This window comes from Streptomyces sp. IMTB 2501 (assembly GCF_001953885.1).
In the GTDB taxonomy this organism is placed as follows: domain Bacteria; phylum Actinomycetota; class Actinomycetes; order Streptomycetales; family Streptomycetaceae; genus Streptomyces.
The window spans coordinates 1-26,423 of the sequence record NZ_MQUS01000026.1 but is presented as its reverse complement, the minus strand read 5'-3'; the positions used below and the strand labels follow the sequence as shown (position 1 = coordinate 26,423).

Sequence of the window (26,423 nt, the reverse complement as noted above, 5' to 3'; positions counted from 1 at the left end):
GCCTGGGACACAACGGACACCCTTCGAGAGGGAGATGTCGTGAGCAACGAGAGCCTGGCCAACCTGCTCAAGGAAGAACGCAGGTTCGCGCCGCCCGCCGACCTGGCCGCGCATGCCAACGTCACCGCGGAGGCGTATGCACAGGCCAAGGCTGACAGGCTCGGCTTCTGGGCCGAGCAGGCCCGCCGGCTGACCTGGGCCAAGGAGCCTGCCGAGACGCTGGACTGGTCGAACCCGCCGTTCGCGAAGTGGTTCAAGGACGGCGAACTGAACGTCGCGTACAACTGCGTGGACCGCCATGTGGAGGCCGGTCTCGGGGACCGGGTCGCCATCCACTTCGAGGGTGAGCCCGGCGACAGCCGCTCGATCACCTACGCGGAGCTGAAGGACGAGGTCTCCAAGGCGGCCAACGCCCTCCTGGAGCTGGGTGTCCGCAAGGGCGACCGGGTCGCCATCTACATGCCGATGATCCCCGAGACCGCCATCGCGATGCTGGCCTCGGCCCGGATCGGCGCCGCCCACTCGGTGGTCTTCGGCGGCTTCTCGGCCGACGCGCTCGCGACCCGCATCCAGGACGCGGACGCCAAGGTCGTCATCACCTCCGACGGCGGCTACCGGCGTGGCAAGCCCTCCGCGCTCAAGCCGGCCGTGGACGAGGCGATCGGCAAGGTCGACAACGTGGAGCACGTGCTGGTGGTGCGCCGTACCGGCCAGGACGTGGCCTGGAACGACGAGCGGGACCACTGGTGGCACGACCTGGTCGAGCGTCAGCCGGCCGAGCACACCCCGGAGGCGTTCGAGGCGGAGCACCCGCTGTTCATCCTCTACACCTCCGGCACCACCGGTAAGCCGAAGGGCATCCTGCACACCTCCGGCGGCTATCTCACCCAGGCGGCGTACACGCACTGGGCGGTGTTCGACCTCAAGCCGGAGACGGACGTGTACTGGTGCACGGCCGACGTCGGCTGGGTCACCGGGCACTCGTACATCGTCTATGGCCCCCTGGCCAACGGCGCGACGCAGGTCATGTACGAGGGCACGCCGGACACCCCGCACCAGGGCCGGTTCTGGGAGATCGTGCAGAAGTACAAGGTCTCGATCCTCTACACCGCGCCGACGGCGATCCGGACGTTCATGAAGTGGGGCGACGACATCCCCGCCAAGTTCGACCTCAGCAGCCTGCGGGTCCTGGGGTCGGTCGGCGAGCCGATCAACCCCGAGGCGTGGATCTGGTACCGCAAGAACATCGGCGCGGACCGGACGCCCGTCGTGGACACCTGGTGGCAGACCGAGACCGGCGCCATGATGATCTCCCCGTTGCCGGGTGTCACCGACGCCAAGCCCGGTTCCGCGCAGACCCCGCTGCCCGGCATCTCGGCGACCGTCGTCGACGACGAGGCGCACGAGGTGCCCAACGGCGGCGGTGGCTATCTGGTGCTGACCGAGCCGTGGCCGTCGATGCTGCGCACCATCTGGGGCGACGACCAGCGGTTCATCGACACCTACTGGTCCCGTTTCGAGGGCAAGTACTTCGCCGGCGACGGCGCGAAGAAGGACGACGACGGCGACATCTGGCTCCTCGGCCGGGTCGATGACGTGATGCTCGTGTCGGGCCACAACATCTCCACCACCGAGGTGGAGTCGGCGCTCGTCTCCCACTCGGCGGTCGCCGAGGCGGCCGTCGTCGGGGCCGCGGATGAGACCACCGGCCAGGCGATCGTCGCGTTCGTGATCCTGCGCGGTACGGCCGCGGAGACCGAGGGGCTCGTCGGCGAGCTGCGCGACCACGTGGGCGCCACGCTCGGTCCGATCGCCAAGCCCAAGCGGATCCTGCCGGTGGCCGAGCTGCCCAAGACCCGCTCCGGCAAGATCATGCGCCGCCTGCTGCGGGACGTGGCCGAGAACCGCCAGCTCGGTGACGTCACCACGCTGACGGACTCCACGGTCATGGACCTCATCCAGACCAGGCTGCCGGCGGCGCCGAGCGAGGACTGACCGGCATCAGCCTCGGGGGCACCCGGCCGACAGGCTGGGTGCCCCTTTTGCGTCTACGGTGAAGATCACCGGTCCCGGACCGCACCCTCCGGGTCACCGCACCCTTTGAGCCCCCACGCAACTTTAGGTAAGCTAAGTAAAGCGTCAAGAACGCGACAAGGGTGCGCCGGGAAGTCTGGTCGGCATGTGAGCCGTCCTGCCTACCCACCGGAGATCTCCATGACCGCGCCCCGCACCCCCCGCAAAGCCTTCGGACGCCTCTCCCTGCCCGAGCGCGCCATCGTCGCGGACGCGCTGCGCACCGAGACCGTCGGCGGCATCCTGCTCCTCCTCGCCGCCGTAGCAGCGCTGATCTGGGCGAACATCCCCGCCCTGCGGCACAGCTACGAGTCGGTCGGCGACTTCCACCTGGGCCACGGCACCCTCGGCCTGAACCTCTCGGTCGCCCACTGGGCGGCCGACGGTCTGCTCGCGGTGTTCTTCTTCGTCGCCGGCATCGAGCTGAAGCGTGAGCTGGTCGCCGGAGACCTGCGCGACCCCAGGGCGGCCGTACTGCCCGTGGTGGCCGCGCTGTGCGGCATGGCCGTACCCGCGCTCGTCTACACCCTCACCAACCTCACCGGGCACGGCTCGACACAGGGCTGGGCGGTGCCCACCGCCACCGACATCGCCTTCGCGCTCGCCGTCCTCGCGGTCATCGGCACCTCCCTGCCCAGCTCGCTGCGCGCCTTCCTGCTCACCCTCGCGGTCGTCGACGACCTCTTCGCGATCCTGATCATCGCGATCTTCTTCACCGACCGGCTGAACTTCGCCGCGCTCGGCGGCGCCGTCGCCGGACTGGTGGTCTTCTGGCTGCTGCTGCGCAAGGGCGTGCGCGGCTGGTACGTGTATGTGCCGCTGGCCGTGCTGATCTGGGCGCTGATGTACAACAGCGGCGTGCACGCCACCATCGCCGGTGTGGCGATGGGCCTGATGCTGCGCTGCACCACCCGTGAAGGTGAGCAGCACTCGCCGGGCGAGCACATCGAGCACCTGGTGCGGCCTCTGTCCGCCGGGCTCGCCGTGCCGTTGTTCGCGCTGTTCAGCGCCGGGGTGAAGATCTCCGGAGGAGCGCTCGGGGACGTGTTCACGAAGCCGGAGACGCTCGGTGTGGTGCTGGGGCTCGTCGTCGGCAAGGCGCTCGGCATCTTCGGCGGCACCTGGCTCACCGTCCGCTTCACCCGTGCCTCCCTCAGTGAGGACCTCGCCTGGGCCGACGTCTTCGCGGTGGCCTCCCTCGCCGGCATCGGCTTCACCGTCTCCCTGCTCATCGGCGAACTCGCCTTCGCCGGCGACGCCGTCCTCACCGACGAGGTCAAGGCCGCCGTCCTCGCCGGATCGCTGATAGCGGCGGTGTGCGCGACGGTGCTGCTGAAGATACGCAACGCCAAGTACCGCAGGCTGTGCGCGGAGGAGGACCGCGACGACGACCTCGACGGCATCCCGGACATCTACGAGCAGGACGACCCGGCCTATCACCTGCGCATGGCCGAGATCCATGAGCGCAAGGCCGCCGAACCCCGGCGGATCGCGGCGGAGCGGGCGGCCGCGGCGCGCCACGGGCTTGCGGAAGTACCGGGCGGGGCAGGCGAGGAGGGCGACCGTCCGGCATGATCTGACGAGACGGTACAAAGCAAGACGGCCATACGAGCGGGCCGGCCGGCCGCCTACGACGGCTGGTACGCCCGCGGCACGAGAGACCACTGAGGGAGAACGCGATGAGCGCACCCGACGGCAGCCCGGTCGGCGCCGAACGCAGCATCGGCCAGCTGTTCGCCTCGGCGACGACCGAAATGTCGGCGCTGGTGCACGACGAGATCGCCCTGGCCAAGGCCCAGCTGAAGCAGGACGTGAAGCGCGGCGCGGTCAGCGGCGGCGCCTTCACTGTGGCGGCCGCGGTGCTCCTCTTCTCCCTGCCGATGCTCAACTTCGCCCTCGCCTACGGCATCCGGACCTGGAGCCACTGGAACCTGGCGATCTGCTTCGTGCTGTCCTTCGCGGCCAACGTGCTCGTCGCCATCCTCCTCGGGATCATCGGCGTGGCCTTCGCGAAGAAGGCCAAGAGGAGCCAGGGCCCGCAGAAGGTGGCCGCGTCGATGAAGGAGACGGCGGGCGTCCTGCAGAACGCCAAGCCGCACCCGCGCGCGGAGCTGCCCGAGGACCGGACCCCCGCGGCCATCGAAGCTGTGGCACGCTCACAGTCATGACGGACCCCGCCCCCTCGGCTCTGGTACGGATGGACGTTCCCCACGGGAAAAAGGTGACGCACAGGGACGTCGCCGCCAACGGCGCGCGCTTCCACATCGCCGAACTCGGCGACGGCCCCCTGGTGCTGCTGCTGCACGGCTTCCCGCAGTTCTGGTGGACCTGGCGGCACCAGCTGGTCGCGCTCGCGGACGCGGGCTACCGGGCGGTGGCGATGGACCTGCGGGGCGTCGGCGGCAGCGACCGCACGCCCCGCGGGTACGACCCCGCCAACCTCGCCCTCGACGTCACCGGCGTGATCCGCTCGCTCGGCGAGCCGGACGCGGCGCTGGTCGGCCACGACCTGGGCGGCTATCTGGCGTGGACGGCGGCGACGATGCGGCCCAAGCTCGTCCGGCGCCTCGCCGTGGTGTCGATGCCGCATCCGCGGCGCTGGCGCTCGGCGATGCTGCGGGACGCCCGGCAGACGGCCGCCAACTCCTACATCTGGGGTTTCCAGCGGCCTTGGCTTCCGGAGCGTCAACTCACCGCTGATGGTGGGGCGTTGGTGGGCCGGCTGATCCGGGAGTGGTCCGGTCCGCAGCCGCCGGAGGACGAGGCGGTGGAGACGTACCAGCGGGCCATGTGCATCCCGTCGACCGCGCACTGCGCGATCGAGCCGTACCGCTGGCTGGTGCGCTCGCTGGCCCGCCCGGACGGCATCCAGTTCAACCGGCGGATGAGGCGGCCGGTGCGGGTGCCGACGCTGCATCTGCACGGCTCGCTGGACCCGGTGACGCGCACACGCAGCGCGGCCGGTTCGGGCGAATACGTCGAAGCGCCGTACCGCTGGCGCCTGTTCGACGGTCTCGGACACTTCCCGCACGAGGAGGACCCGACGGCGTTCTCCACGGAACTGGTCAACTGGCTGAAGGATCCCGAGCCGGACCGGTGACCGTACAGTCACGTTTGGATGCGTGGAGTATCCGGATCGTGAACACTTGTCCCCCGAACGGCCACATGCCTGCCGCATAGGCCAATTGGGCGGCGCTCAGGCGGTTATCGACCTTCGGGCAGGGGCACACGTCGGGGTATGGGCTGGACGCACGACTACAGTGACGCACCCCGCAACCGCCGCTCGACCGCAGGTCTGAGCACGCCTCAGCGAGGCAACCCGCAACTCGCGGAGGGGGACCTTCGCGTGGGGATCCCGCGCATCCTGCGCCGCCGGGCCCGCTGGGTCTCGGTGCGGCTGCGTCACCCGCGCGGCTGAACCCCCGAGGAGGGGCACACGCACACCCTCCCGGGGGTCACAGGGCGCAGTTGTCCGTACCCACCTGCTCGTTCGCCGTACGTCCCTGCTGGATGTCGGGCTGGATCTCGTCCGCCGTGAGGGCGTAACCGGTATCGGCGTCGTCCAGGGACTTGGCGAACACCACGCCGTACACCCGGCCGTCGGGGGTGAGCAGCGGGCCGCCCGAGTTGCCCTGGCGGATGGTGGTGTACAGCGAGTAGACGTCGCGGCGGACGGTGCCGCGGTGGTAGATGTCCGGGCCGTTCGCCGTGATGCGCCCGCGCACCCGGGCGGCACGCACGTCGTACGAGCCGTTCTCCGGGAAGCCCGCGACGATCGCGCCGTCCCCGCCGGCCGCGTCCCGCGCGGAGAACCTGAGGGTGTGCGCCTTCAGATCGGGTACGTCGAGTACGGCGATGTCGCGCTTCCAGTCGTACAGGACGACCTTGGCGTCGTACTTGCGGCCCTCGCCGCCTATCTGGACGGTGGGTGAGTCGACGCCGCCGACGACATGCGCGTTGGTCATGACCCGGCGGTCGGCGAAGACGAATCCGGTGCCCTCCAGGACCTTGCCGCAGCTCTGCGCGGTGCCGGTCACCTTGACGATGGAGCGCTGGGCGCGCAGGGCCACCGAGCTGTTCGCGAGCGCCGGGTCGGGCGGCTGGACGTCCTTGATCGGCTCGTTGGCGAACGGGCTGAAGACCTGCGGGAAGCCGTTCTGCGCTAGGACGGAGGAGAAGTCCGCGAACCAGGTGTCGGCCTGCGCGGGCAGCGCCCGGGAGACGCCGAGGAGCACCTTGGAGCCGCGGACCTCCTTGCCGAGCGTCGGCAGCGTCGTACCCGCGAGGGCGGAGCCGATCAGCCAGGCCACCAGGAGCATCGCGACGACGTTGACCAGCGCGCCGCCGGTGGCGTCCAGGGCGCGGGCCGGGGACCAGGTGATGTACCGGCGCAGCTTGTTGCCGAGGTGGGTGGTCAGGGCCTGGCCGACGGAGGCGCAGACGATGACGACGACCACGGCGACCACGGCGGCGGTGGTGCCGACGTCGGCGTTGTCGGTCACGGCGTCCCAGATCACGGGCAGCGCGTACACGGCGACGAGGCCGCCGCCCAGGAACCCGATCACCGACAGGATGCCGACGACGAAGCCCTGGCGGTAGCCGACGACCGCGAACCACACGGCCGCGACCAGCAACAGGATGTCCAGCACGTTCACTGCTTCAGGCCTCGCCTATTCCGCTCCGCTCGCCGGGCCGCGGGCCCGGCCGGGGGTCCGGGGGTTGCCCCCGGAATGACACCGCACGGACGACACCCTGTCATGACCGCCAGTCGAGTGGGACCTGCTTCTCCCTGTCCCAGGGGCGTTCCCAGCCCGCGAAGTGCAGCAGGCGGTCGATCACTCCGGCCGTGAAACCCCACACCAGGGCCGATTCGACCAGGAATGCCGGGCCGCGGTGTCCGCTGGGATGGACGGTGGTGGCGCGGTTGGCGGGGTCCGTGAGATCCGCCACGGGGACCGTGAACACCCGCGCCGTCTCGTTCGGATCGACGACGCCGACCGGGCTGGGCTCGCGCCACCAGCCGAGCACGGGCGTGACGACGAAACCGCTCACCGGGATGTACAGCGCGGGCAGCACACCGAAGAGCTGGACGCCGGACGGATCGAGGCCGGTCTCCTCCTCGGCCTCGCGCAGCGCGGCTCTGAGCGGTCCGTCCGTGTGCGGGTCGCCGTCCTCGGGGTCGAGCGCGCCGCCCGGGAAGGACGGCTGCCCGGCATGCGAGCGCAGGGAGCCCGCGCGCTCCATCAGCAGCAGCTCCGGGCCGTGCTCGCCCTCGCCGAACAGGATCAGCACGGCGGACTGCCGCCCCGAGCCGTTCTCCGGCGGCAGGAAGCGGCTCAGCTGGAGCGGCTCGATCGTCTCGGCGGCCCGCACCACGGGCGCCAGCCAGTCCGGCAGCCCCGCCTTGCTGAGCGTCACCGCGCCGCCCCGCGTCTCACTGGCCCTCGCCATCGCCACCCCCGTCGCTCTGTCCGTCCAACGCCCGAGGGCCCCGGGATCGTTCCGTCACGCGGCCCCCAGGGGCGGGGCCGGCTTGCCGCCCGCGTCGAGATAGGCCTGCGGGGGCTTGAGCCGCTGGCCGGGGAAGCCGCCCTTCTCGTACTTCAGGAGCTTCCTGGCCTTCTCGGGGTCGGTCTCGCCCTCGCCGTAGGCCGGGCAGAGCGGGGCGATCGGGCAGGCGCCGCAGGCGGGCTTGCGGGCGTGGCAGATCCGGCGACCGTGCCAGACCACGTGGTGGGACAGGTCGGTCCACTCGGTCTTCGGGAACAGCGCGCCGACGGCGGCCTCGATCTTGTCGGGGTCGGTCTCGTCGGTCCACTGCCAGCGCCGGACCAGCCGCTGGAAGTGGGTGTCCACGGTGATCCCGGGCCGGCCGAAGGCGTTGCCGAGGACCACGAAGGCGGTCTTGCGGCCGACGCCCGGCAGTTTGACCAGGTCTTCGAGCCTCCCGGGCACCTCGCCGCCGAAGTCCTCGGCCAGGGCCTTGGAGAGCCCTATGACCGACTTGGTCTTGGCCCGGAAGAACCCGCAGGGGCGCAGGATCTCCTCGACCTCCTCCGGATTGGCGGCTGCCAGGTCCTCGGGGGTCGGGTACCTGGCGAAGAGCGCGGGGGTCGTCTGGTTGACGCGCAGGTCGGTGGTCTGGGCCGACAGCACGGTGGCGACCAGCAGCTCGAAGGGGTTCTCGAAGTCCAGCTCCGGGTGGGCGTACGGATACACCTCGGCGAGCTCGCGGTTGATGCGGCGGGCGCGGCGGACCAGGGCGGCAGGGGACTCCTGTGCCGGAGGCTTCACGGCGACCTTCTCGGCGCTCTTCTCAGCGGTCTTCGCGGGCGCCGCCTTCTTCGCGGCCTTCTTGGCCTGCACGGTTTTCTTCGTCACGGCCTTCTTGGCCGGCGCTGTCTTCCTGGCCGGCTTCTCCGCAGCGGCCTTCTTCACCGGCGCAGCCTTCTTCGCCGTGACCTTTTTTGCCGTTTTTCCGGTTTTCTTACCATCGCCGGAGCTCTGTTCGCCCACAGCGGAATCACGACGTACAACCACCCGCTAAGCCCCCTTGTCCTGTGCTCTCACCGGCGTTTTGGACACCCGGCCAGCCTAAAGCCCGGCACCGACATCCGCCTCGGACCCCGAGGATCGGCCCCCGATTGGACCCCTGACGCTTACCTCGGGACACCTGTGCGGCATCCTTGTGACAGATCACACTGTTTGGACCGCCCGGCAAGATGGGGAGCACGGTCCCCTGGTACCACGGGGGAGCAAGATCCCCTGAGCAGGTCGACAAGGAGAGAACTCGTGGACGACGTTCTGCGGCGCAACCCGCTCTTCGCGGCTCTCGACGACGAGCAGGCCGCGGAGCTTCGCGCCTCCATGAGTGAGGTGACCCTCGCACGCGGCGACTCCCTCTTCCACGAGGGCGACCCCGGGGACCGGCTGTATGTCGTCACCGAGGGCAAGGTCAAGCTGCATCGCACCTCCCCCGACGGCCGCGAGAACATGCTCGCCGTCGTCGGCCCCAGCGAGCTGATCGGCGAGCTGTCGCTCTTCGACCCCGGCCCGCGTACGGCCACCGCGACCGCGCTGACCGAGGTCAAGCTGCTCGGCCTCGGTCACGGTGACCTCCAGCCCTGGCTGAACGCCCGGCCCGAGGTGGCCGGCGCCCTGCTGCGCGCCGTCGCCCGCCGTCTGCGCAAGACCAACGACGCCATGTCCGACCTGGTCTTCTCCGACGTCCCCGGCCGCGTGGCGCGCGCCCTGCTGGACCTCTCGCGCCGCTTCGGCGTGCAGTCCGAGGAGGGCATCCACGTCGTCCACGACCTCACACAGGAGGAGCTGGCCCAGCTGGTCGGCGCCTCGCGCGAGACCGTGAACAAGGCACTGGCGGACTTCGCCCAGCGCGGGTGGCTCCGCCTGGAGGCGCGGGCCGTGATCCTGCTGGACGTGGAGAGGCTGGCGAAGCGGTCCCGCTGACGCCGGTCCTGGCCGAACGGGCTGTTCGATGCCGGCCGGCGCCGAAAATGTGCCGCACTTCCGCATCGCACAGGGCACAGTGGGCGCATGCCCGAACCCCCCGTCCCGCACGGCCTCGACGACCAGGGCTTCATCGCGCGCGAAGGCTCCCTCGCGCGCGTGCCCGCCGTTTTCCGCCCGGTCGTGGCCGACGCGCGTGACCGGGTACTGGATCTCTTCGGGTCCCGGCTGCACAGCGCCTACCTCTACGGGTCGGTCCCGCGCGGCACCGCGCGCGTGGGACGCAGCGATCTGGACCTGTTCGTCGCGCTCGTGGACGAGCCGACCGACGCCGACCGGGAGGTCCTGCGGGCGCTCGGCGAGGCCGTCGACAAGGAGTTCCCGCAGATCGACGGCGTCAGCAGCCTGCTGTACGGCCGGGACCGGCTGCTGAGCGAGCTGGAGCGGTACGACCTGGGCTGGTTCGTGGCCTGTCTGTGCACCCCGCTGCTCGGTGAGGACCTCGCCGAGTATCTGCCGCGCTACCGCCCCGACTCCCTGCTCGCCCGCGAGACCAACGGCGACCTGGGCCGGTGGCTGCCCCGCTGGCGGGAGCGGATCGCGGGCGCCCAGGACACCGAGGAGGCCCGGCGGCCGCTCGTGCGCTTCATGTCCCGGCATCTGGTCCGCACGGGCTTCACTCTCGTCATGCCCCGCTGGAACGGCTGGACCAGCGATCTGCCCGAGATGGCCGAGGTGTGCGGCGCCTACTACCCCGAGCGGGCCGCACAGCTGCGTACGGCGGCACGCTACGCCCAGGAGCCCGTCGGCGATCCCGAGGTGCTGCGGTCGTACGTGGACGACCTCGGCCCCTGGCTCGCCGACGAGTACGCGCGCGTGCACGGCGTGAAGAGCCCGCGTCCGGAGGACTGACCCGGACCACCGGGAAGCCGCTTCCGAAGTCGGCCGGAAGACACCCCCGTCCCCGGGCAACCCTCCTGCCCCCGGCCTCATCTTGCCTCCGGCAGCAGCGAACCGACCGGAAGGCAGCCGACGTTGACCCGAGCGCACTCTCCCTTCGTCCGGCGTGGCGCGGCGCTGGCCGCCGCCCTCGGGCTCGTGGCCGCCGCCGGACCGCAGGCGGCCCACGCGGCGTCGGCCGCCACGGTCACCGGCCCCGCGGCCCTGCACTGGTCCACCTGTCCCGCGGGCTCCGACGCGCCGCGCGGCACGTACTGCGCCACCCTCAAGGTGCCGCTCGACTACGCCAGGCCGAGCGGCCGTCAGATCAAGCTCACCCTGTCCATGGCCGGCGCTCTGAACGCCCCGCGCACCCTCGTGGTCAACCCCGGCGGGCCGGGCGAACCGGGCATCGGTACGGCCAAGTTGGTGTGGAGCTCGCTGCCCGAGGACGTCGGCACGGCGTACAACGTGGTCAGTTTCGACCCGCGCGGCGTCGGTGCCAGCACGCCCGTCTCCTGCGGCGACACGAGCAAACTGATCAAGCATCCGGCCGCGCCGTACACGCCCGCGACCGCGGCTCAGGAACGTGCGCGCAGCACGGTCGCCCGCAGGGTCGCCGAGCAGTGCTCCACGCACGCGAAGGACCTGCTGCCGTACATCACCACCGAGAACGCGGCCCGCGACATGGACCGGATCCGTAGCGCGTTCCACCGCGACAAGCTGGACTACCTCGGCTATTCGTACGGGACGCGGCTCGGCGCGACGTACGCGACGCTGTTCCCCGCGCACACCGGCCGCATGATTCTGGACAGCGTCGTCGATCCGAAGGTCACCACCTACGGCTCGCAGTACGAGCAGGATCCGGCGCTCCAGCACCGGGCCGGCCAGTTCTTCGCCTGGGCGGCCGGGAAGGACGCGACCTACCACCTGGGCGGCAGCCGGGCGAAGGTGTCGGCCGCGTGGAACGCCGTCCGTACGAAGCTGGCCGCCCACCCCGCCGGAGGCCGCGCGGGCAGCGCCGAGCTGGACGATCTGCTGGCCTCCGCCATGTACACCGATCTGCTCTGGGGCGACGTGGCCCAGGCCGTCTCGGACTACCGGCGCGGGAACGCGCGCACGCTGCTCGCCGCGACCGACCAGCTGGCCCTCGGCGGCGTGGACCCGGCCCAGCTCGCCTACAACTGCGCGGACGACGCCTGGCCGCGCGACTGGGCGACCTGGCACCGGGACACGGCGGCGGCCGCCCCCAAGGCGCCCCTGTTCGCCTGGCTGAACACCTGGTACAGCGCGCCCTGCGCGTACTGGAAGGCCCCGACGGCCAAGCCCGTGAAGATCGGCTCGATGAAGGTGCCGCCGGTCCTGCTGCTGCAGGCCAAGGACGACCCGGCGACCCCGGTCGTGGGCGCGCGGCGCATGCAGCAGGCGCTGTCCAGTTCCCGCCTCGTCGTCGCGGGCGGCGGCAACCACGGCCAGTACCTGTTCGACGGGAACGCCTGCATGGACCGCGCCGGCAACGGCTATCTGCTCACGGGGAGGCTTCCGGCCGAGAACGCCACCTGCCCCGCGTCGCCGGCGCCGTAGCCCCGGGGCGGAATGCGCTGTGACGCGAGTCATAGCACATGGCTGTCACGGTTTTCCGAGCCGACGTGTCTCAGTGCCGTCCGAAGAGAGGAGCCGAGCCGGATCATGGCCGCCGAGGATGCCTTCACCGAGCACCGCCCGCTGCTGTTCACCATCGCCTACGAGATGCTGGGCAGCGCCGCCGACGCCGAGGACGTGCTGCAGGAGAGCTACCTGCGCTGGCGGGAGGTCGATCGGGCCAGCGTCGAGCACACGCGCGCGTACCTGGTACGGACGGTGACCCGGCAGGCACTCAACCACCTGCGAGCGGCCAAGTCCCGGCGCGAGGAGTACGTCGGCTCGTGGCTGCCCGAGCCGATCCGCACCGCACCCGAGGTCGGCGACGACGTGGTCCTGGCGGAGTCGGTGTCGATGGCCATGCTGCTGGTCCTGGAGACGCTGAACCCGACCGAGCGCGCGGTGTTCGTGCTGCACGACGTGTTCGGCTACACCCACGGTGAGATCGCCGCCGCGATCGGCAAGGCCGAGGTCACCGTCCGGCAGATCGCGCACCGCGCGCGTGGGCACGTCCACGCCCGCCGCCGCCGCTTCGAGCCCGACTCCGCCGCCACCGGGGAGATCGTCGAGCGGTTCATGCGGTCGGCGGCGGACGGGGACGTGCAGGCGCTGATGGATCTGCTCGCGCCCGATGTCGTGGTGATCTCCGACGGCGGCGGGAAGGTCACCGCCGCCCGCCGCCCGGTCGTCGGGCGCGACGACGTCGCCCGGTTCGTGCTCGGCGTGTACCGCACCAGCGCGACGACGGCCCGGATCGAACCCGCCCGCTACAACGGCATGCCCGCGGCCCGGTTCGTCACCGGCGGCGCGCTGGACTGGCTGGTGGCGTTCGAGATCCGCGACGGACGGATCACCGGCCTCTACGGCATGCGCAACCCCGACAAGCTGGACCGCGCCGACATGGTGCGCCCACTCGACAGAGGAGCACTCGGCTGAGGAGGCCGACAGGTATGGAGACCATGACCGTGGAACGCGTCATCGACGCCCCGATCGACGACGTGTTCGCCTGGCTCACGACCACCACCCACTACACCGCCTCGCCCCTGGTGCTGCGCTGCCGGCTGGCCCGGCACGGCGAGGGCGCGCCCTACGGCGTCGGCGCGATCCGCAACCACCTCTGGCTGATCGGCTGGTTCCGGGAACGCATCAGCGTGTACGAACCGCCGTACGCCACGGAGTACGTCGTGGAGCGCAGCGTGCCGCCGGCCCGGCATGAACTCGGGCGGATGACGTTCAGCGAGACGGACGCCGGAACGCTCGTCCGCTGGACGACCCGGGCGGAGATCCCGCTCCCGCTGCTCGGCGGCTTCCTCACCCGGTTCCTGGCCCGCCCGGTCATCACCCGCACCTTCGGCAACATCCTCAAGGCGGCCGAGAAGGCGCTGACCGGTCCGGCCGCGAAGCCTCCGACGAGGAGGACTCCGACGACCCGGTAGGCGTCACATCGGCTGGATCAGCCCGTGCTCGCTCAGATAGTCCAGCTGGGCCCGTACGGAAAGCTCCGCCGCCGGCCACAGGGAGCGGTCCACGTCGGCGTACACATGCGCGACGACCTCGGCCGGGCTGCGGTAGCCGTCCTCGACCGCCGTCTCCACCTGGGCGAGCCGGTGGGCGCGGTGGGCGAGGTAGAACTCGACGGCGCCCTGGGCGTCCTCCAGGACCGGCCCGTGCCCCGGCAGGACCGTGTGCACGCCGTCGTCGACCGTCAGCGAGCGCAGCCGGCGCAGCGAGTCCAGATAGTCGCCCAGGCGGCCGTCCGGGTGCGCCACGACCGTCGTACCGCGCCCGAGGATGGTGTCGCCGGTCAGCACGGCCCGGTCGGCCGGGAGATGGAAGCACAGCGAGTCCGCGGTGTGCCCGGGGGTCGGCACGACCCTCAGCTCCAGGTCGCCGACGGTGATCACGTCCCCGGCGGCCAGGCCCTCGTCGCCCAGGCGCAGGGCCGGGTCGAGGGCACGCACGCGCGTGCCGGTCAGTTCCGCGAAGCGGGCGGCGCCCTCGGCGTGGTCGGGGTGGCCGTGGGTGAGCAGGGTCAGGGCTATGCGCTTGCCCGCCTTCTCGGCCATGTTCACGACATTGGTCAGATGGCCGTCGTCCAGCGGGCCCGGGTCGATCACCACGGCGAGATGGGAGTCGGGCTCGGCGACGATCCAGGTGTTGGTGCCGTCCAGGGTCATCGCGGAGGCGTTGGGCGCGAGGACGTTGACGGCCCGTTCGGTGGCGGGGCCGGAGAGCACCTGGCCGCGGGGCTGGCCCGGCAGGGCGCTTGCGTCGGTCATGCGGGGCTTCCGCCCTTCGTCTCGGCGGTCGTCCGCGCTCTCGGCCCGGCCGTCGTCGGAACGTCCGCCTCGGCGTTCGTCGCGGCCGTGGGAATGTGCTTGGTGAACTCGTCGTGCCCCGGCCAGGACAGCACGATCTCGCCGTCCACGAGGCGGGCACCGGCCATCACCGGGGTCATGTCGCGCCCGGGGGCGGCCGCGAGCGCCGCGGCCGCGGAGGCGTACGGAGTCAGCTGGCGGAGCGTGGCGATGGTGGGCGGCATCATCAGCAGGTCGCCCTTGTCGTAGCCGGCGGCGGCCTCGGCGGGGCGGATCCACACCGTGCGGTCGGCCTCCGTGGAGGCGTTCCGGGTGCGCTGGCCCTGCGGCAGGGCGGCCACGAAGAACCAGGTGTCGTAGCGGCGGGCCTCGAACTCCGGGGTGATCCAGCGCGTCCAGGCGCCCAGCAGGTCCGAGCGCAGCACCAGGCCGCGCAGGTCGAGGAACTCGGCGAAGGACAGCTCACGCGCGACCAGCGCGGCCCGGTCCGCCTCCCAGTCGTCCCCGGTGGTGTCGCCGACGACCGAGTCCGCGTCGGGCCCGGCGAGCAGCACGCCCGCCTCCTCGTACGTCTCCCTCACGGCCGCGCAGACGATCGCCTGGGCGCCCGGTTCGTCGACGCCGAGCCGCTCGGCCCACCACGCGCGCGTGGGGCCCGCCCAGCGCACCAGACGGTCGTCGTCGCGCGGGTCCACGCCGCCCCCCGGATACGCGTACGCGCCCCCGGCGAAGGCCATGGAGGCGCGTCTGCGCAGCATGTGGACGACCGGGCCGGACTCGGTGTCCTTCAGGAGCAGAACCGTGGCCGCGCGTCTCGGGGACACCGGGGTGAGGGTGCCGTCCGCGAGCGCGCGGATACGGTCCGGCCACTCCGGGGGATACCACTGACCGTTCGCCATGGCCGGAGGCTATCCCGTGGAGAGCGAATGTTCGAGAGGTGCCCGAGGTCAGCGGGTTCGCAGGGTTACGGGGCGAGCTCGACCTGGATCTCGATCTCGACCGGCGCGTCCAGGGGCAGCACCGCGACGCCGACCGCGCTGCGGGCGTGCACGCCCTTGTCGCCGAGGACCTCGCCGAGCAGTTCGCTGGCGCCGTTGACGACAGCGGGCTGACCGGTGAAGTCGGACGCGGAGGCGACGAAGCCGACGACCTTCACCACGCGCGCGATGCGGTCCAGATCACCGGCGACGGACTTCACCGCGGCCAGCGCGTTCAGCGCGCAGGTGCGGGCCAGGTCCTTGGCCTCCTCCGGCGTGACCTCGGCACCCACCTTGCCGGTGACCGGCAGCTTGCCCTCGACCATCGGCAGCTGGCCGGCGGTGTAGACGTACACACCGGACTGGACGGCCGGCTGGTACGCGGCCAGGGGCGGTACGACCTCCGGCAGGGTCAGGCCCAGTTCGGCCAGCTTGGCCTCGACCGCGCTCACGCCTGCTTCTCCCGCTTCAGGTAGGCCACGAGCTGCTCGGGGTTGTTGGGCCCCGGCACGACCTGGACGAGCTCCCAGCCGTCCTCGCCCCAGGTGTCCAGAATCTGCTTCGTGGCATGGACGAGCAGCGGCACGGTTGCGTATTCCCACTTGGTCATGGGGCCGACTGTAGCCGCTGTGACCACCGGGGAACGCGGCCGCCCGCGGCGGGCGCCGTCCCCGGGGCGGGCGGCCCGAGTGTGACGACCGTTATCCACAGCCCCGGGCGTGCCCGTCGGCCGGACTGGTTAGTCTCGAAGACGTGAGCAGGCTCCAGGTCGTCAGCGGCAAGGGCGGGACCGGAAAGACGACGGTCGCCGCCGCACTGGCGCTGGCCCTCGCGACCGAGGGGAAGCGGACGCTTCTCGTGGAGGTCGAGGGCCGGCAGGGCATCGCCCAGCTCTTCGAGACGGAGGCGTTGCCGTATGAGGAGCGGAAGATCGCGGTCGCTCCCGGGGGCGGCGAGGTGTATGCCCTGGCCATAGACCCCGAACTGGCCCTTCTGGACTACCTCCAGATGTTCTACAAGCTCGGCGGGGCGGGCCGCGCCCTGAAGAAGCTCGGCGCGATCGACTTCGCCACCACCATCGCACCTGGTATCCGGGACGTCCTGCTGACCGGCAAGGCGTGCGAAGCCGTGCGCCGCAAGGACAAAAAGGGGCGGTTCGCGTACGACTACGTCGTCATGGACGCCCCGCCCACCGGCCGCATCACCCGCTTCTTGAATGTGAACGACGAGGTGGCGGGCCTCGCGAAGATCGGCCCCATACACAATCAGGCGCAGGCGGTGATGCGGGTGCTGAAGTCGCCGGAGACGGCGGTGCACCTGGTGACGCTGCTGGAGGAGATGCCGGTCCAGGAGACCGCCGACGGCATCGCCGAACTCCGCGCCGCACGGCTTCCGGTGGGCCGGGTCATCGTGAACATGGTCCGGCCGGAGGTGTTGGACGCGTCCGACCTGGAACTCGTACGGACCGTGGAGCGTTCATCGGTTGCACAGGCGTTGTCGGCGGCCGGGCTGGGCGGGGCCCGGCGCGGCGGGAACGCGGAGAAGCTGGTGGACCCACTGCTGCGGCAGGCCGCGGAGTACGCCGAGCGGTACGCGCTGGAGCAGGAGCAGCGCGTGGCCCTCGGCGAGCTGGACCTCCCGCTGGGCGAACTGCCGCTGCTCGCCGAGGGCATGGACCTGGCGGGTTTGTACGAACTCGCCACCGAGCTGCGGAAGCAGGGGGTGTCATGAGTCCGGACCCGGCCGAGGCACAGGAGACAGCCGAGGGGTGCGAGTCCGCCGAGGCCCGTGAGCAGGTCCGGCATCTCTCCCCCGCACGCGTGCTGGACCTCGATCCGCTGCTGGACGACCCGAAGACCCGGATCGTGGTGTGCTGCGGTTCGGGCGGGGTCGGCAAGACGACGACCGCGGCGGCCCTCGGGCTCAGGGCGGCCGAGCGGGGCCGCAAGGTGGTCGTCCTCACCATCGACCCGGCCAGGCGGCTGGCCCAGTCGATGGGCATCGACTCCCTCGACAACGTGCCCCGGCGGGTGAAGGGCACCGAGGGCGACGGGGAACTGCACGCCATGATGCTCGACATGAAGCGCACCTTCGACGAGGTCGTGGAGGCGCACGCGGATCCCGAGCGGGCGGCCGCGATCCTGGCCAACCCCTTCTACCAATCGCTCTCGGCGGGCTTCGCGGGCACGCAGGAGTACATGGCGATGGAGAAGCTGGGCCAGTTGCGCGCGAAGGACGAGTGGGACCTGATCGTGGTCGACACCCCGCCGTCCCGCTCGGCGCTGGACTTCCTGGACGCACCGAAGAGGCTGGGCTCCTTCCTCGACGGCCGCCTCATCCGCCTGCTGACGGCCCCCGCCAAGCTCGGCGGACGCGCGGGCATGGCCTTCCTCAACGTCGGCATGTCGATGATGACCGGCACCCTGGGCAAACTGCTGGGCGGCCAGCTGCTGAAGGACGTCCAGACCTTCGTGGCCGCGATGGACACCACCTTCGGCGGGTTCCGCACGCGCGCGGACGCCACGTACAAGCTGCTCCAGGCGCCCGGTACGGCGTTTCTGGTGGTCGCGGCCCCGGAGTGGGACGCGCTCCGTGAGGCGGCGTACTTCGTGGAGCGGCTGGCCGCGGAGAAGATGCCACTGGTGGGCCTGGTACTGAACCGGGTCCATGGCACCGACGCGGGCCGGCTCTCGGCCGAGCGGGCGCTCGCCGCCGCCGAAAATCTTGACGACCCCCGCATTGTGGATCAGGGGGGCGGGAAAGCTGGACTTCGTAACTCTCCCGACCCATACGGCAGTTCGCGATCTCCCGCATCCCCGGCCGCAACCGACGCCCCTGCTTCCGAGGAAGGCTCCCCCGCCGACACGGAGCGCCCTGTCGACCGGCTCACCGCGGGACTGTTGCGACTGCACGCCGATCGCATGCAGTTGCTCTCGCGCGAGCAGCGCACGCGTGACCGTTTCATCGCCCGTCACCCCGAGGTGGCGGTGGTCGAAGTGCCCGCACTGCCCGGCGACGTCCACGACCTCACGGGCCTGCGCGACATCGGCGCCCGGCTGGCAGCGGGCGCGGCGGAGCAGGCGGAGCCGGCGTAGCGGACAGGGCAGACGCGGCCGCGAGCACATGAGGTGGCGGTCGTACCCACGTAAGTGACTGTCGTGCAGGCGTGGGTGTCAGTCGTACGTACGTGGGTGGCACACGCGCGTACGGCACGTGCATCGCATGCATGTGGGACGGCACATGTGACACACGCGGATGCAAAGGTGGTCCCGCGGACACGGCGGCAGGCCCGCACAGGCCCACCATGTATCTGTCGTCCGCCGGCAGGGCCGCAAGGCCGATCACGGCTTCCCCAGGCGTAGGCCGGATCGACGCTTCCCCACTCGGCAGAGGGAATGTACTCAGCTCACCGCCGCGTAGTGCTCGTACACCTCGTCGCTGTCGAGGGGCACGATGCCCACGCCACGCTCGTACTCCAAGCGGGCTGTCTCCAGCAGCCTGCGCCAGGAGGTCACGGTGGGCCGTCGGCGCAGCAGTGCGCGGCGCTCCCGCTCCGTCATGCCTCCCCACACGCCGAATTCGACGCGGTTGTCCAGCGCATCGGCCAGGCATTCGGTGCGTACCGGACATCCGGTGCACACCGCCTTGGCCCTGTTCTGCGCTGCTCCTTGAACGAACAGTTCATCCGGATCGGTAGTGCGGCAGGCAGCCTGCGCACTCCAGTCGGTTACCCAGCCCATACCGGCGCCGTCCTCTCCCGAATCGAGGCTCCCCCACGGCGGCAGCGGCATATTCACCGCCGCCAGTTGAGGACGTTACGGAAGGTGGGCACAGCGCAACACCCCCTTCGGGCCCAATCTTGAATGGCCCGAACGGACTATGGGTAAGCGGCAGATCACCCGCGGGAGTGAGCTGGCGACATACGCGACCATCCCGGCAATCCGGGACAGCTGTGGTGCGCCACAACGGACGCCGGGTAACACAGGAGGCGGATTCGGACACCTCCACCTCACGAACGGTCACGTCCCCGGGTAAGAAAACGGGGTACACCCGGAACGATTCGGGGTCGCCGGACGTATTGATACGTGGCCGTACTGCTGTGACAGTTGAGAGCAGCTTAGGCCAAGGCCTGCGCGCGTGTCCGGGAAATGGAAACGTAGGCAGGTCAGGTCGCGCTGCCGTCACGATCCGGCACCCGAACATCCCGGGGGGAGCCGCTCCCTCGGAACGCTCAGGAGTACGGATTAGGCTGCCCCCATGCCAAAGAAGCGCTCGGGTGGTGGTCTGTCGCCAACACAGCAGGCCGCCAAGTTCCTCGGTGTCAGTGTGCTCGCCGGAGCCGTCATGGCGGGCATCGCGCTGCCCGCGGTCGGCGCGCTGGGCCTCGTGGCCAAGGGCTCGGTCCAGAGCTTCGACGGGATCCCGGCCAACCTGAAGAGTCCCCAGCTCAGTCAGCGCACGACGATCCTGGACAACCAGGGCCAGCAGATCGCGAGCGTCTACTCCCGCGACCGTACGGTGGTGGACCTCCAGGACATCTCGCCGTACATGCAGAAGGCGATCGTCGCGATCGAGGACGCGCGCTTCTACCAGCACGGCGCGATCGACCTCAAGGGTGTGCTGCGCGCCCTGAACAAGAACGCGCAGCAAGGCGGTGTCGCCCAGGGCGCCTCCACCCTCACCCAGCAGCTGGTGAAGAACTACTTCATCGAGGAGGCCGGCGACGACCCGACGAAGGTCGCCCAGGCCACCCAGCAGACCCTCGGCCGCAAGATCAAGGAGCTGAAGTACGCGATCCAGATCGAGGAGAAGCTCGGCAAGAAGAAGATCCTCGAGAACTACCTGAACATCACCTTCTTCGGCGAGCAGGCCTACGGCGTCGAGGCCGCGTCCCAGCGGTACTTCTCCAAGCATGCCAAGGACCTGAACCTCCAGGAATCGGCGCTGCTGGCCGGCATCGTGCAGTCCCCGAGCCGCTACGACCCGGTCAACGACGAGGCCGAGGCCACCAGGCGGCGCAATGTCGTGCTGCAGCGGATGGCGGAGGTCGGCGACATCTCCCAGCAGGACGCCGACGAGGCCAAGAAGGCGCCGCTCGGACTGAACCCGAGCCGGCCGAAGAACGGCTGCATCACCGCGGTCAAGGGCGCCGGCTTCTTCTGTGACTACGTCCGCGACGTCGTCCTGAACGACCCGGTCCTCGGCAAGACCCGGGAGGCCCGGGCGAAGCTGTGGAACCAGGGCGGTCTGACGATCCGTACGACCCTCGACCCACAGGCGCAGCAATCCGTACAGGCCTCCATCAAGGACCACGTCTACCAGTCCGACCCGGTGGCGACGGCCGCGACCATCGTCGAGCCCGGCACGGGCAAGATCCTCGCCATGGGCCAGTCCCGCCCGTACGGCTTCGGCAAGGACGAGACGCAGATCAACCTCTCCGCCAACTCGGACATGGGCGGCGGTGCGGGCTACCAGGGCGGTTCGACGTTCAAGCCGATCGTCGCGGCGGCCGCGATCGAGGGCGGCAAGCCCCCGACCCAGCAGTACCCGTCGCCATACCAGATGACGTACCCGAGCCCGGTGCAGGCGTGTGACGGCAAGGTCTGGCGCAACGACCCGACCAACCCGGCCAAGCTGACGAACGAGAACCAGTCCGAGCACGGCCCGTACGGCATGAAGGAAGCGACCGCCAAGTCGGTCAACACCTACTACGTGCAGCTGATAAGCGACATCGGCATCTGTCCCGTCACCGAGATGGCGAAGAAGATCGGCGTCCAGCGTGCCGACGGCCGCACGCTGGACCAGGCCCCGTCCATCGCGCTCGGCACCCAGGAGGTGTCGCCGCTGACGATGGCGAACGCGTACGCCACCTTCGCCTCGCGCGGCATGTACTGCACCCCGGTCGCCATCGAGTCGATCACCCAGCAGGTCGGCAGCGAGGAGAAGCCGCTGGACGTGCCGAAGTCGACCTGCTCGCGCGCGATGTCCGAGAAGACCGCGGACACCATCAGCACGCTCCTCAAGGGCGTGGTCGAGGACGGTACGGGCCAGGAGGCCGGTCTCGGCAGCCGCCCGAGCGCGGGCAAGACGGGTACGACGGACGAGCGTTACGCCGCCTGGTTCGTCGGCTACACCCCGAACATGGCGGGCGCGGTCTGGGTCGGCGACCCGCAGCACAGGCGCCAGATGACCAACATCACCATCGGCGGCGTCCTGCACGAGAAGGTGTTCGGCGGTGAGGTGCCCGGCCCGATCTGGCGCGACATGATGACCGGCGCGCTGGCGGGCAAGCCGGCGCAGAACTTCCACCTGATCAACATCCCCGACGACAACAACAAGAAGCCGGGGGACGGGCGGGGAAAAGGACACGGGGGGAACGACGGGGGCAAGAACGGGGCCAGCACGGGCGGGATCGGCGGCCTGATCGGCGGTCTGACGGGCGGGGCAACGGACGGCACCACGGGTGACACGACCGGCGGCGGTGCCTTCCCGGCACCGACGATCTCCCTCCCGGGCAACTTCGTCCAGGGGCAGACGAACGGCGGAAGCAGGGGGAACGGGAACGGGGGGTTGCGGGGGTAGTCCCGTCGTACGAGTACGGCGGCGGGGCCGCACCCTGAGCTGAAGGGGTGCGGCCNNCGGGCCCGGGCCCGGCCCGGGCCGGGCCCGGGCTCAGCCCTGGAGCAGCTTCTTCACCACGGCGGCGACGCGGCCGCCCTCGGCCTGGCCGGCCACCTTCGGGTTCACGATCTTCATGACGGCACCCATGGCCCGCGGCCCCTCGGCACCGGCCGCCTTCGCCTCTTCCACAGCCTGGGCGACGATCGCGTTCAGCTCGTCGTCGGACAGTTGCTTGGGCAGGTACTCGGCGAGCACCTCGCCCTCCGCCTTCTCCCGCTCGGCCGACTCGGCCCGACCACCCTGCGCGAAGGCCTCAGCGGCCTCCCGGCGCTTCTTCGCCTCGCGAGTGATCACCTTGAGAACCTCGTCGTCGGTGAGCTCCCGCTTCTCCTTGCCCGCGACCTCCTCCTTGGTGATCGCGGCGAGCGTCAGCCGGAGCGTCGAGGAGCGGAGCTCGTCTCGCCCCTTGATCGCGGCGTTGAGGTGGTCCTGCAGCTTCGACTTGAGCGTGGTGGTCATGGGATCGATTGTCGCAGGTGCACCAAGGCGAACGCCCGCTGATTTAACGCAGGCCGGGCGTCCGGGGGAGGCCGGGCGGTCACGTCGTACATCCGGTGTCTGACACGATGGACGTATGCGCGCGCGATACGGAGTACCCCTGGGAATCATGGCGGCAGGCGCCGCCGGTCTGGCGTACGCGGCGGGTTTCGAGGCCCGCTCCTTCCGCCTCCGACGAGTGACGATCCCGGTCCTCCCGCCGGGCATGCACCCGCTGCGCGTGCTCCAGGTCTCCGACATCCACATGGTGAGCGGCCAGCGCAAGAAGCAGCGGTGGCTGCAGTCGCTGGCGGGCCTGCGCCCGGACTTCGTGATCAACACGGGCGACAACCTGTCCGACCCGGAGGGCGTCCCGGAGGTCCTGGACGCCCTCGGCCCCCTGATGGAGTTCCCGGGCGCGTACGTCTTCGGCTCCAACGACTACTACGGCCCCAAACTCCGCAACCCCGCCCGCTACTTGATGGAGAAGGCGAACGGCCGCCACGGCCTGAACGGCAACAAGCCCGCCGTCGGCGCCATCCACAACCCGTGGGAGGACCTGCGCGACGGCTTCGACACGGCGGGCTGGCTGAACCTGACGAACACACGGGGTGTCCTGAAGGCCGAGGGCGTCTCGATCGAGCTGACCGGCCTCGACGACCCCCACATCAAGCGCGACCGCTACGCCCAGGTGGCGGGCGGCCCCTCAGGCACCTACGACTTCTCGATGGGCGTGGTCCACGCCCCGTACCTGCGCGTCCTGGACTCCTTCACGGCGGACGGCTACCCCCTGGTCCTGGCCGGCCACACCCACGGCGGCCAGCTGTGCATCCCCTTCTACGGCGCCCTCGTCACCAACTGCGACCTGGACACGGACCGGGTGAAGGGCCTCTCCGCCCACACGGCGGACGGCCACACCTCCTACCTCCACGTCTCAGCGGGCTGTGGCACCAACCGCTACACCCCGGTCCGCTTCGCCTGCCCACCGGAGGCGACGCTGCTGACGTTGGTGGGGCGCTAGGACCGGGGTCTTCCGGGAGGTAACCCACCCGGGCTACGCCACATGGCCGCACCCCTCGCCCGCTCCTAGCGTGAGGGCATGACCGCCCCGATACCCAGGGAGATCCCGGACCTGCCCGCGGTCCCGGCCACCACGCCCCCGCTGCTGCGCGCCCCTGTCCCGGCCGCGGCGGTGGTGGCGCCGGTCCGCCGCCCCGCGGTCGCGCTCTTCCGCCTCCTGACCGCCGTGGTGGCGGCAGCCGGTGTGGCCCTGGAGCTCCTCCTGGGCACCCCGGACCGCACCCTGAGCTACTTCGGCGTCCAGGCGAACATCCTGCTGGCGATCGCCATGTTCCTGTCGGCGTCGAGGGCGCGGCGGGCCCGCCGCCCGTTGTCGCCCACCGTGACCGGCGCCACACTCCTCTACGTCGTGATCACTGCGCTCGTCTACCACCTGCTGCTGGCCCACACGACGCCGCCGTTCTCCATGACCGCCGCGACAACGGCCCCGGTGCGCTGGCACGGCCAGTGGGCGACCCTGCAGATCCTGCACACGATCGCGCCGACGGCGGCCGTGCTGGACTGGCTGCTGCTCACGCCCGCGGCCCGCCTTCACCTGCGCCAGGCGGCCACCTGGCTCCTCTACCCCCTGGCCTACCTGGCCTTCTTACTGGGCAGAGCGGCCGTCCTCACACCCTCGTCCCCGGCCCGCTACCTCTACCCCTTCCTGGACGTGGCCGCCCACGGCTACCGCGGCACCCTGGCCAACGCCCTCCTCCTGGGCCTCGCGATGTACGCCCTGGCCGTCTTCCTGGTGGCCATCGACCACACCCGCCCCACCCCGGTCCGCCGCCGCGTCTAAACCGGATTTCGTCTACGGCCACCGGTGGGCTAAAGTAAACGTCGTCGCCGCGGGAAGCAGCGACATCGGGGTGTAGCGCAGCTTGGCAGCGCGCTTCGTTCGGGACGAAGAGGTCGTGGGTTCAAATCCCGCCACCCCGACAGCCGTAACAGCAGGTGAGGCACCTACTAGTCACTAGTAGGTGCCTCACCTGTTTGGTCTGCGTGTCTAACTGCGTGACTACCGCTTTTCGCGTGTCTACGAACGCCGCTCCTGCGCTCCGAAGATCCCGTCCATGACCACAGCCCCGGTCTGGATCACGGGCCGGATCTGCTTCCGGTAGACCTCCTCGGTCACGGCCGTCCCGGAGTGCCCGATGAGCCGGGAGATCTCTTCCAGCGGGACGTCCCGGTCGGACAGCAGGGACACGAAGCTGTGCCGCAGCTCCCTCGGCGTCCACTCGTCCGCGTTGATCCCGTCGATGCCTTTGAGCGCCTGGCGGAAGGCACGCCGGACGTTGGCAGCGTCGAGCGGCTTACCCACGGCCGAGGAGAAGACGAGGCCGTGTTCCTCCCACTCCTCATCGGCGGCGAGCCGGTCCCACCCCTGATCCTCGAATTGCTGCCCCCGAGGCTCTGCAACGCGAAGTCCTCGAAGTGACCGGCATCAAGATCGCGCTTCCCGCGACCCTGACCGGCGTGTACAAGAACATGAAGGGCTTGATCGTCTCGCTGGTCTTCCGCTGTGAAGCCGCCGACGGCACGCCCACCACCGGTGACGAGACCCGCGCACTGCGCTGGGCCACCCGTGAAGAGGTCACCGAGCTTGCCGACGAGGCGTACGCGATCCGCGTCCTGGACGCACTCGACGCGACGTCCCCGCCGGCCATCCGCGCCCACGATGGCGTGAAACTCGTCTAGCCCGAACCCGCTACACATGGCGGCCTACCAGCACAAAGGAACTTGTTCACACGGCCAGCGGTCTGGAGTCCGGCAGGTTCCACCTGGCCCTCGCGGTCTCCCCGCAGGTGATCGCCCTGTCCGTCACGGACGACGGAGGCGCGGCGACGGCCCCGAAGGTCAAGCCCAGGCTGAGGACGCCGAGCACGGCTGTGGCTTGGGCATGGTCAGCGCGATCGCTCACCGGGTCGTGGTCCACGACAGCGACGGCGGCCACACGGTTACCGCGGAACTCTTCGCACAGCTGGGCCCAGGGGGACAGTCATGCTGACGACGGCCCTTGCTGAGGACTTACATACGGGCGGGCAGTACGGCTCCTATCAGTGTTGGGCCGCTGCCTACCCCTTCCACGAGGTCCGTTCCGTCACGCTGGGGTCGCACGCCGCCACAAGTCCCCGCCTGGCGCTGCGCTGGCTTCGGGAGCGTACGAGTCACATCGCGGACCAGCTCGACGCCGCATACTCACAGCCGGGCCGCCACTGGCTCACCAATGAGCCGGAGCACGAACGAGCCCTCGCGTATCTGGCCACAGGAACGGCCTACCAACTCACCTTGTACGACAAGAACACGCGCTACGCGCTCGTGGCCTCCCCCAGAGGAGCGGCATCGTGACGGGACCCGTGCGCGGCTACTGGTGCGAGTGCTGGACTGAGGACCTCGGCAGTGGCCAGCCGCCGGCACTCCGGGCAGCTTTCGACGCGTACTCGGCACCTCAGGCGGACAGATGGGTCGCGGTCACTCTCCGCACCATCTCACCGGCGCTGGACTCCGACGCCTCCGCCCAAGCATGGGCTTGGCTGTACGGCGACGGCATCAAGACCAGGCGAGCCCTTCTACGCGCCGAGCCATGCACGGTGTCAGTGACCCACGCCGGAACCCGCATCACATGGACGATTCGGCCAGTGCTCTTCCTGCCGCTCTCACACCGTCAGAGCGCGGAACTTCCCCCATGCGCAAACGACTTCAAACGCCACCGCAGCATTCACATCAACAGCCCCGATCCTCATTGAGCTTCTTCAGCGGTGACTCTCCAGGGTGAGGACGGCCTTGG

General features: G+C 70.4%; 26 protein-coding genes, 1 tRNA gene and 3 pseudogenes. 20 read left to right on the top strand and 10 right to left on the bottom strand.

Annotated elements, in window-relative coordinates:
- Positions 1-39: 39 nt before the first annotated feature.
- The 5 genes from acs (at position 40) to AV521_RS51400 (ending at position 5,491) form a co-directional block, all read left to right on the top strand.
- Complete coding sequence (gene acs / locus AV521_RS34180; RefSeq protein ID WP_076094063.1) at positions 40-1,995, top strand: acetate--CoA ligase; 1,956 nt, start codon at positions 40-42, stop codon at positions 1,993-1,995.
- A gap of 219 nt (positions 1,996-2,214) precedes the next feature.
- Positions 2,215-3,648 carry a Na+/H+ antiporter NhaA gene (gene nhaA / locus AV521_RS34175; RefSeq protein WP_076094060.1) on the top strand — a complete coding sequence of 478 codons (1,434 nt, stop codon included), beginning with the start codon at positions 2,215-2,217 and terminating at the stop codon, positions 3,646-3,648.
- 104 nt (positions 3,649-3,752) lie between these two features.
- Complete coding sequence (locus AV521_RS34170) at positions 3,753-4,241, top strand: phage holin family protein (protein WP_076094058.1); 489 nt, start codon at positions 3,753-3,755, stop codon at positions 4,239-4,241.
- Complete coding sequence (locus AV521_RS34165) at positions 4,238-5,173, top strand: alpha/beta fold hydrolase (RefSeq protein WP_076094056.1); 936 nt, start codon at positions 4,238-4,240, stop codon at positions 5,171-5,173. Before AV521_RS34170 ends, AV521_RS34165 begins: the two co-directional genes overlap by 4 nt.
- 138 nt (positions 5,174-5,311) lie before the next feature.
- A complete protein-coding gene (locus AV521_RS51400) occupies positions 5,312-5,491 on the top strand; it encodes a hypothetical protein (protein ID WP_076094055.1) in 180 nt (59 codons plus the stop codon).
- A gap of 37 nt (positions 5,492-5,528) precedes the next feature.
- On the opposite strand, the gene AV521_RS34155 is transcribed toward AV521_RS51400, so the two are convergent.
- From AV521_RS34155 to nth, 3 genes are all read right to left on the bottom strand, one after another.
- Positions 5,529-6,728 carry a MarP family serine protease gene (locus AV521_RS34155; protein WP_076094053.1) on the bottom strand — a complete coding sequence of 400 codons (1,200 nt, stop codon included), beginning with the start codon at positions 6,726-6,728 and terminating at the stop codon, positions 5,529-5,531.
- Between the two features lie 100 nt (positions 6,729-6,828).
- Positions 6,829-7,524, bottom strand: coding sequence for a CoA pyrophosphatase (locus AV521_RS34150; protein WP_076094050.1), 696 nt, complete (start codon positions 7,522-7,524; stop codon positions 6,829-6,831).
- 54 nt (positions 7,525-7,578) lie between these two features.
- The gene (nth, locus tag AV521_RS34145; RefSeq protein ID WP_107481107.1) at positions 7,579-8,589 is read right to left on the bottom strand and encodes an endonuclease III; all 1,011 of its coding nucleotides are present in this window, start codon (positions 8,587-8,589) and stop codon (positions 7,579-7,581) included.
- Between the two features lie 276 nt (positions 8,590-8,865).
- Here nth and AV521_RS34140 point away from each other — a divergent pair, with 276 nt between their 5' ends.
- The 5 genes from AV521_RS34140 (at position 8,866) to AV521_RS34120 (ending at position 13,556) form a co-directional block, all read left to right on the top strand.
- A complete protein-coding gene (locus AV521_RS34140; protein WP_023547771.1) occupies positions 8,866-9,540 on the top strand; it encodes a Crp/Fnr family transcriptional regulator in 675 nt (224 codons plus the stop codon).
- Between the two features lie 87 nt (positions 9,541-9,627).
- Entirely contained in the window at positions 9,628-10,452 is an 825-nt protein-coding gene (locus tag AV521_RS34135; RefSeq protein ID WP_076094046.1) for a nucleotidyltransferase domain-containing protein, read from the top strand.
- A gap of 123 nt (positions 10,453-10,575) precedes the next feature.
- Positions 10,576-12,063, top strand: coding sequence for an alpha/beta hydrolase (locus AV521_RS34130; protein WP_107481106.1), 1,488 nt, complete (start codon positions 10,576-10,578; stop codon positions 12,061-12,063).
- 105 nt (positions 12,064-12,168) lie between these two features.
- A complete protein-coding gene (locus tag AV521_RS34125; RefSeq protein WP_076094044.1) occupies positions 12,169-13,056 on the top strand; it encodes an RNA polymerase sigma-70 factor in 888 nt (295 codons plus the stop codon).
- A gap of 14 nt (positions 13,057-13,070) precedes the next feature.
- Positions 13,071-13,556 carry an SRPBCC family protein gene (locus AV521_RS34120; protein ID WP_076094042.1) on the top strand — a complete coding sequence of 162 codons (486 nt, stop codon included), beginning with the start codon at positions 13,071-13,073 and terminating at the stop codon, positions 13,554-13,556.
- Between the two features lie 3 nt (positions 13,557-13,559).
- Here AV521_RS34120 and AV521_RS34115 read toward each other — a convergent pair whose 3' ends face one another.
- The 4 genes from AV521_RS34115 to AV521_RS48075 form a co-directional block, all read right to left on the bottom strand.
- Positions 13,560-14,399 (bottom strand): MBL fold metallo-hydrolase, encoded by an 840-nt coding sequence (locus tag AV521_RS34115; RefSeq protein ID WP_076094040.1) that lies wholly within the window; start codon positions 14,397-14,399, stop codon positions 13,560-13,562.
- Complete coding sequence (locus tag AV521_RS34110) at positions 14,396-15,337, bottom strand: NUDIX hydrolase (RefSeq protein ID WP_079249529.1); 942 nt, start codon at positions 15,335-15,337, stop codon at positions 14,396-14,398. Before AV521_RS34110 ends, AV521_RS34115 begins: the two co-directional genes overlap by 4 nt.
- 65 nt (positions 15,338-15,402) lie before the next feature.
- Positions 15,403-15,867, bottom strand: a complete 465-nt coding sequence (locus tag AV521_RS34105) for a RidA family protein (RefSeq protein ID WP_076094038.1) — start codon at positions 15,865-15,867, stop codon at positions 15,403-15,405.
- On the bottom strand, positions 15,864-16,025 hold the full coding sequence (locus tag AV521_RS48075; protein WP_003975360.1) for a DUF4177 domain-containing protein: 162 nt from the start codon (positions 16,023-16,025) through the stop codon (positions 15,864-15,866). The genes AV521_RS34105 and AV521_RS48075 overlap by 4 nt, the downstream gene beginning before the upstream one ends.
- 143 nt (positions 16,026-16,168) lie before the next feature.
- Here AV521_RS48075 and AV521_RS34095 point away from each other — a divergent pair, with 143 nt between their 5' ends.
- Both AV521_RS34095 and AV521_RS34090 read left to right on the top strand, forming a co-directional pair.
- Positions 16,169-17,146 (top strand): ArsA-related P-loop ATPase, encoded by a 978-nt coding sequence (locus tag AV521_RS34095; protein WP_076094037.1) that lies wholly within the window; start codon positions 16,169-16,171, stop codon positions 17,144-17,146.
- On the top strand, positions 17,143-18,510 hold the full coding sequence (locus tag AV521_RS34090) for an ArsA family ATPase (RefSeq protein ID WP_076094035.1): 1,368 nt from the start codon (positions 17,143-17,145) through the stop codon (positions 18,508-18,510). Before AV521_RS34095 ends, AV521_RS34090 begins: the two co-directional genes overlap by 4 nt.
- Positions 18,511-18,816: 306 nt before the next feature.
- Here AV521_RS34090 and wblA read toward each other — a convergent pair whose 3' ends face one another.
- Entirely contained in the window at positions 18,817-19,155 is a 339-nt protein-coding gene (gene wblA / locus AV521_RS34085; protein ID WP_023547781.1) for a transcriptional regulator WblA, read from the bottom strand.
- A gap of 517 nt (positions 19,156-19,672) precedes the next feature.
- On the opposite strand from wblA, the gene AV521_RS34075 reads away from it, so the two are divergent.
- On the top strand, positions 19,673-21,997 hold the full coding sequence (locus AV521_RS34075) for a transglycosylase domain-containing protein (RefSeq protein ID WP_076094031.1): 2,325 nt from the start codon (positions 19,673-19,675) through the stop codon (positions 21,995-21,997).
- Positions 21,998-22,087: 90 nt separating this feature from the next.
- On the opposite strand, the gene AV521_RS34070 is transcribed toward AV521_RS34075, so the two are convergent.
- The gene (locus AV521_RS34070; RefSeq protein WP_076094030.1) at positions 22,088-22,555 is read right to left on the bottom strand and encodes a GatB/YqeY domain-containing protein; all 468 of its coding nucleotides are present in this window, start codon (positions 22,553-22,555) and stop codon (positions 22,088-22,090) included.
- Positions 22,556-22,670: 115 nt separating this feature from the next.
- Between AV521_RS34070 and AV521_RS34065 the strand changes: the two genes are divergently transcribed.
- The 3 genes from AV521_RS34065 (at position 22,671) to AV521_RS34055 (ending at position 24,574) form a co-directional block, all read left to right on the top strand.
- The gene (locus tag AV521_RS34065) at positions 22,671-23,594 is read left to right on the top strand and encodes a metallophosphoesterase (protein WP_076094028.1); all 924 of its coding nucleotides are present in this window, start codon (positions 22,671-22,673) and stop codon (positions 23,592-23,594) included.
- A gap of 78 nt (positions 23,595-23,672) precedes the next feature.
- Positions 23,673-24,434, top strand: coding sequence for a Pr6Pr family membrane protein (locus AV521_RS34060; protein ID WP_076094027.1), 762 nt, complete (start codon positions 23,673-23,675; stop codon positions 24,432-24,434).
- 66 nt (positions 24,435-24,500) lie between these two features.
- Positions 24,501-24,574: transfer RNA gene (locus AV521_RS34055), tRNA-Pro, on the top strand.
- A 97-nt stretch (positions 24,575-24,671) separates the two neighbouring features.
- On the opposite strand, the pseudogene AV521_RS34050 reads toward AV521_RS34055, so the two are convergent.
- A pseudogene (locus AV521_RS34050) lies at positions 24,672-25,040 on the bottom strand (tyrosine-type recombinase/integrase); the annotation flags it as partial.
- Between AV521_RS34050 and AV521_RS34045 the strand changes: the two are divergent.
- The 4 genes and pseudogenes from AV521_RS34045 to AV521_RS51390 form a co-directional block, all read left to right on the top strand.
- Positions 25,040-25,333 (top strand): annotated as a pseudogene (locus AV521_RS34045) (NUDIX hydrolase); the annotation flags it as partial. The pseudogenes AV521_RS34050 and AV521_RS34045 sit on opposite strands and share 1 nt — an antisense overlap.
- Positions 25,334-25,362: 29 nt before the next feature.
- A pseudogene (locus tag AV521_RS51395) lies at positions 25,363-25,643 on the top strand (ATP-binding protein); the annotation flags it as partial.
- Complete coding sequence (locus tag AV521_RS34035) at positions 25,637-25,984, top strand: hypothetical protein (protein ID WP_076094025.1); 348 nt, start codon at positions 25,637-25,639, stop codon at positions 25,982-25,984. The pseudogene AV521_RS51395 and the gene AV521_RS34035, both read left to right, overlap by 7 nt.
- Positions 25,981-26,382, top strand: coding sequence for a hypothetical protein (locus tag AV521_RS51390; protein ID WP_076094023.1), 402 nt, complete (start codon positions 25,981-25,983; stop codon positions 26,380-26,382). Before AV521_RS34035 ends, AV521_RS51390 begins: the two co-directional genes overlap by 4 nt.
- The last annotated feature ends 41 nt before the right edge of the window (positions 26,383-26,423 follow it).

Excerpts from the sequence above, each read along its gene's own strand:
- nhaA (WP_076094060.1), top strand. The coding sequence starts at position 2,215 with ATGACCGCGCCCCGCACCCCCCGCAAAGCCTTCGGACGCCTCTCCCTG.
- AV521_RS34170 (WP_076094058.1), top strand. The coding sequence starts at position 3,753 with ATGAGCGCACCCGACGGCAGCCCGGTCGGCGCCGAACGCAGCATCGGC.
- AV521_RS34165 (WP_076094056.1), top strand. The coding sequence starts at position 4,238 with ATGACGGACCCCGCCCCCTCGGCTCTGGTACGGATGGACGTTCCCCAC.
- AV521_RS51400 (WP_076094055.1), top strand. The coding sequence starts at position 5,312 with ATGGGCTGGACGCACGACTACAGTGACGCACCCCGCAACCGCCGCTCG.
- AV521_RS34150 (WP_076094050.1), bottom strand. The coding sequence starts at position 7,524 with ATGGCGAGGGCCAGTGAGACGCGGGGCGGCGCGGTGACGCTCAGCAAG.
- AV521_RS34135 (WP_076094046.1), top strand. The coding sequence starts at position 9,628 with ATGCCCGAACCCCCCGTCCCGCACGGCCTCGACGACCAGGGCTTCATC.
- AV521_RS34125 (WP_076094044.1), top strand. The coding sequence starts at position 12,169 with ATGGCCGCCGAGGATGCCTTCACCGAGCACCGCCCGCTGCTGTTCACC.
- AV521_RS34120 (WP_076094042.1), top strand. The coding sequence starts at position 13,071 with ATGGAGACCATGACCGTGGAACGCGTCATCGACGCCCCGATCGACGAC.
- AV521_RS34115 (WP_076094040.1), bottom strand. The coding sequence starts at position 14,399 with ATGACCGACGCAAGCGCCCTGCCGGGCCAGCCCCGCGGCCAGGTGCTC.
- AV521_RS34110 (WP_079249529.1), bottom strand. The coding sequence starts at position 15,337 with ATGGCGAACGGTCAGTGGTATCCCCCGGAGTGGCCGGACCGTATCCGC.
- AV521_RS48075 (WP_003975360.1), bottom strand. The coding sequence starts at position 16,025 with ATGACCAAGTGGGAATACGCAACCGTGCCGCTGCTCGTCCATGCCACG.
- AV521_RS34090 (WP_076094035.1), top strand. The coding sequence starts at position 17,143 with ATGAGTCCGGACCCGGCCGAGGCACAGGAGACAGCCGAGGGGTGCGAG.
- wblA (WP_023547781.1), bottom strand. The coding sequence starts at position 19,155 with ATGGGCTGGGTAACCGACTGGAGTGCGCAGGCTGCCTGCCGCACTACC.
- AV521_RS34075 (WP_076094031.1), top strand. The coding sequence starts at position 19,673 with ATGCCAAAGAAGCGCTCGGGTGGTGGTCTGTCGCCAACACAGCAGGCC.
- AV521_RS34070 (WP_076094030.1), bottom strand. The coding sequence starts at position 22,555 with ATGACCACCACGCTCAAGTCGAAGCTGCAGGACCACCTCAACGCCGCG.
- AV521_RS34065 (WP_076094028.1), top strand. The coding sequence starts at position 22,671 with ATGCGCGCGCGATACGGAGTACCCCTGGGAATCATGGCGGCAGGCGCC.
- AV521_RS34060 (WP_076094027.1), top strand. The coding sequence starts at position 23,673 with ATGACCGCCCCGATACCCAGGGAGATCCCGGACCTGCCCGCGGTCCCG.
- AV521_RS34035 (WP_076094025.1), top strand. The coding sequence starts at position 25,637 with ATGCTGACGACGGCCCTTGCTGAGGACTTACATACGGGCGGGCAGTAC.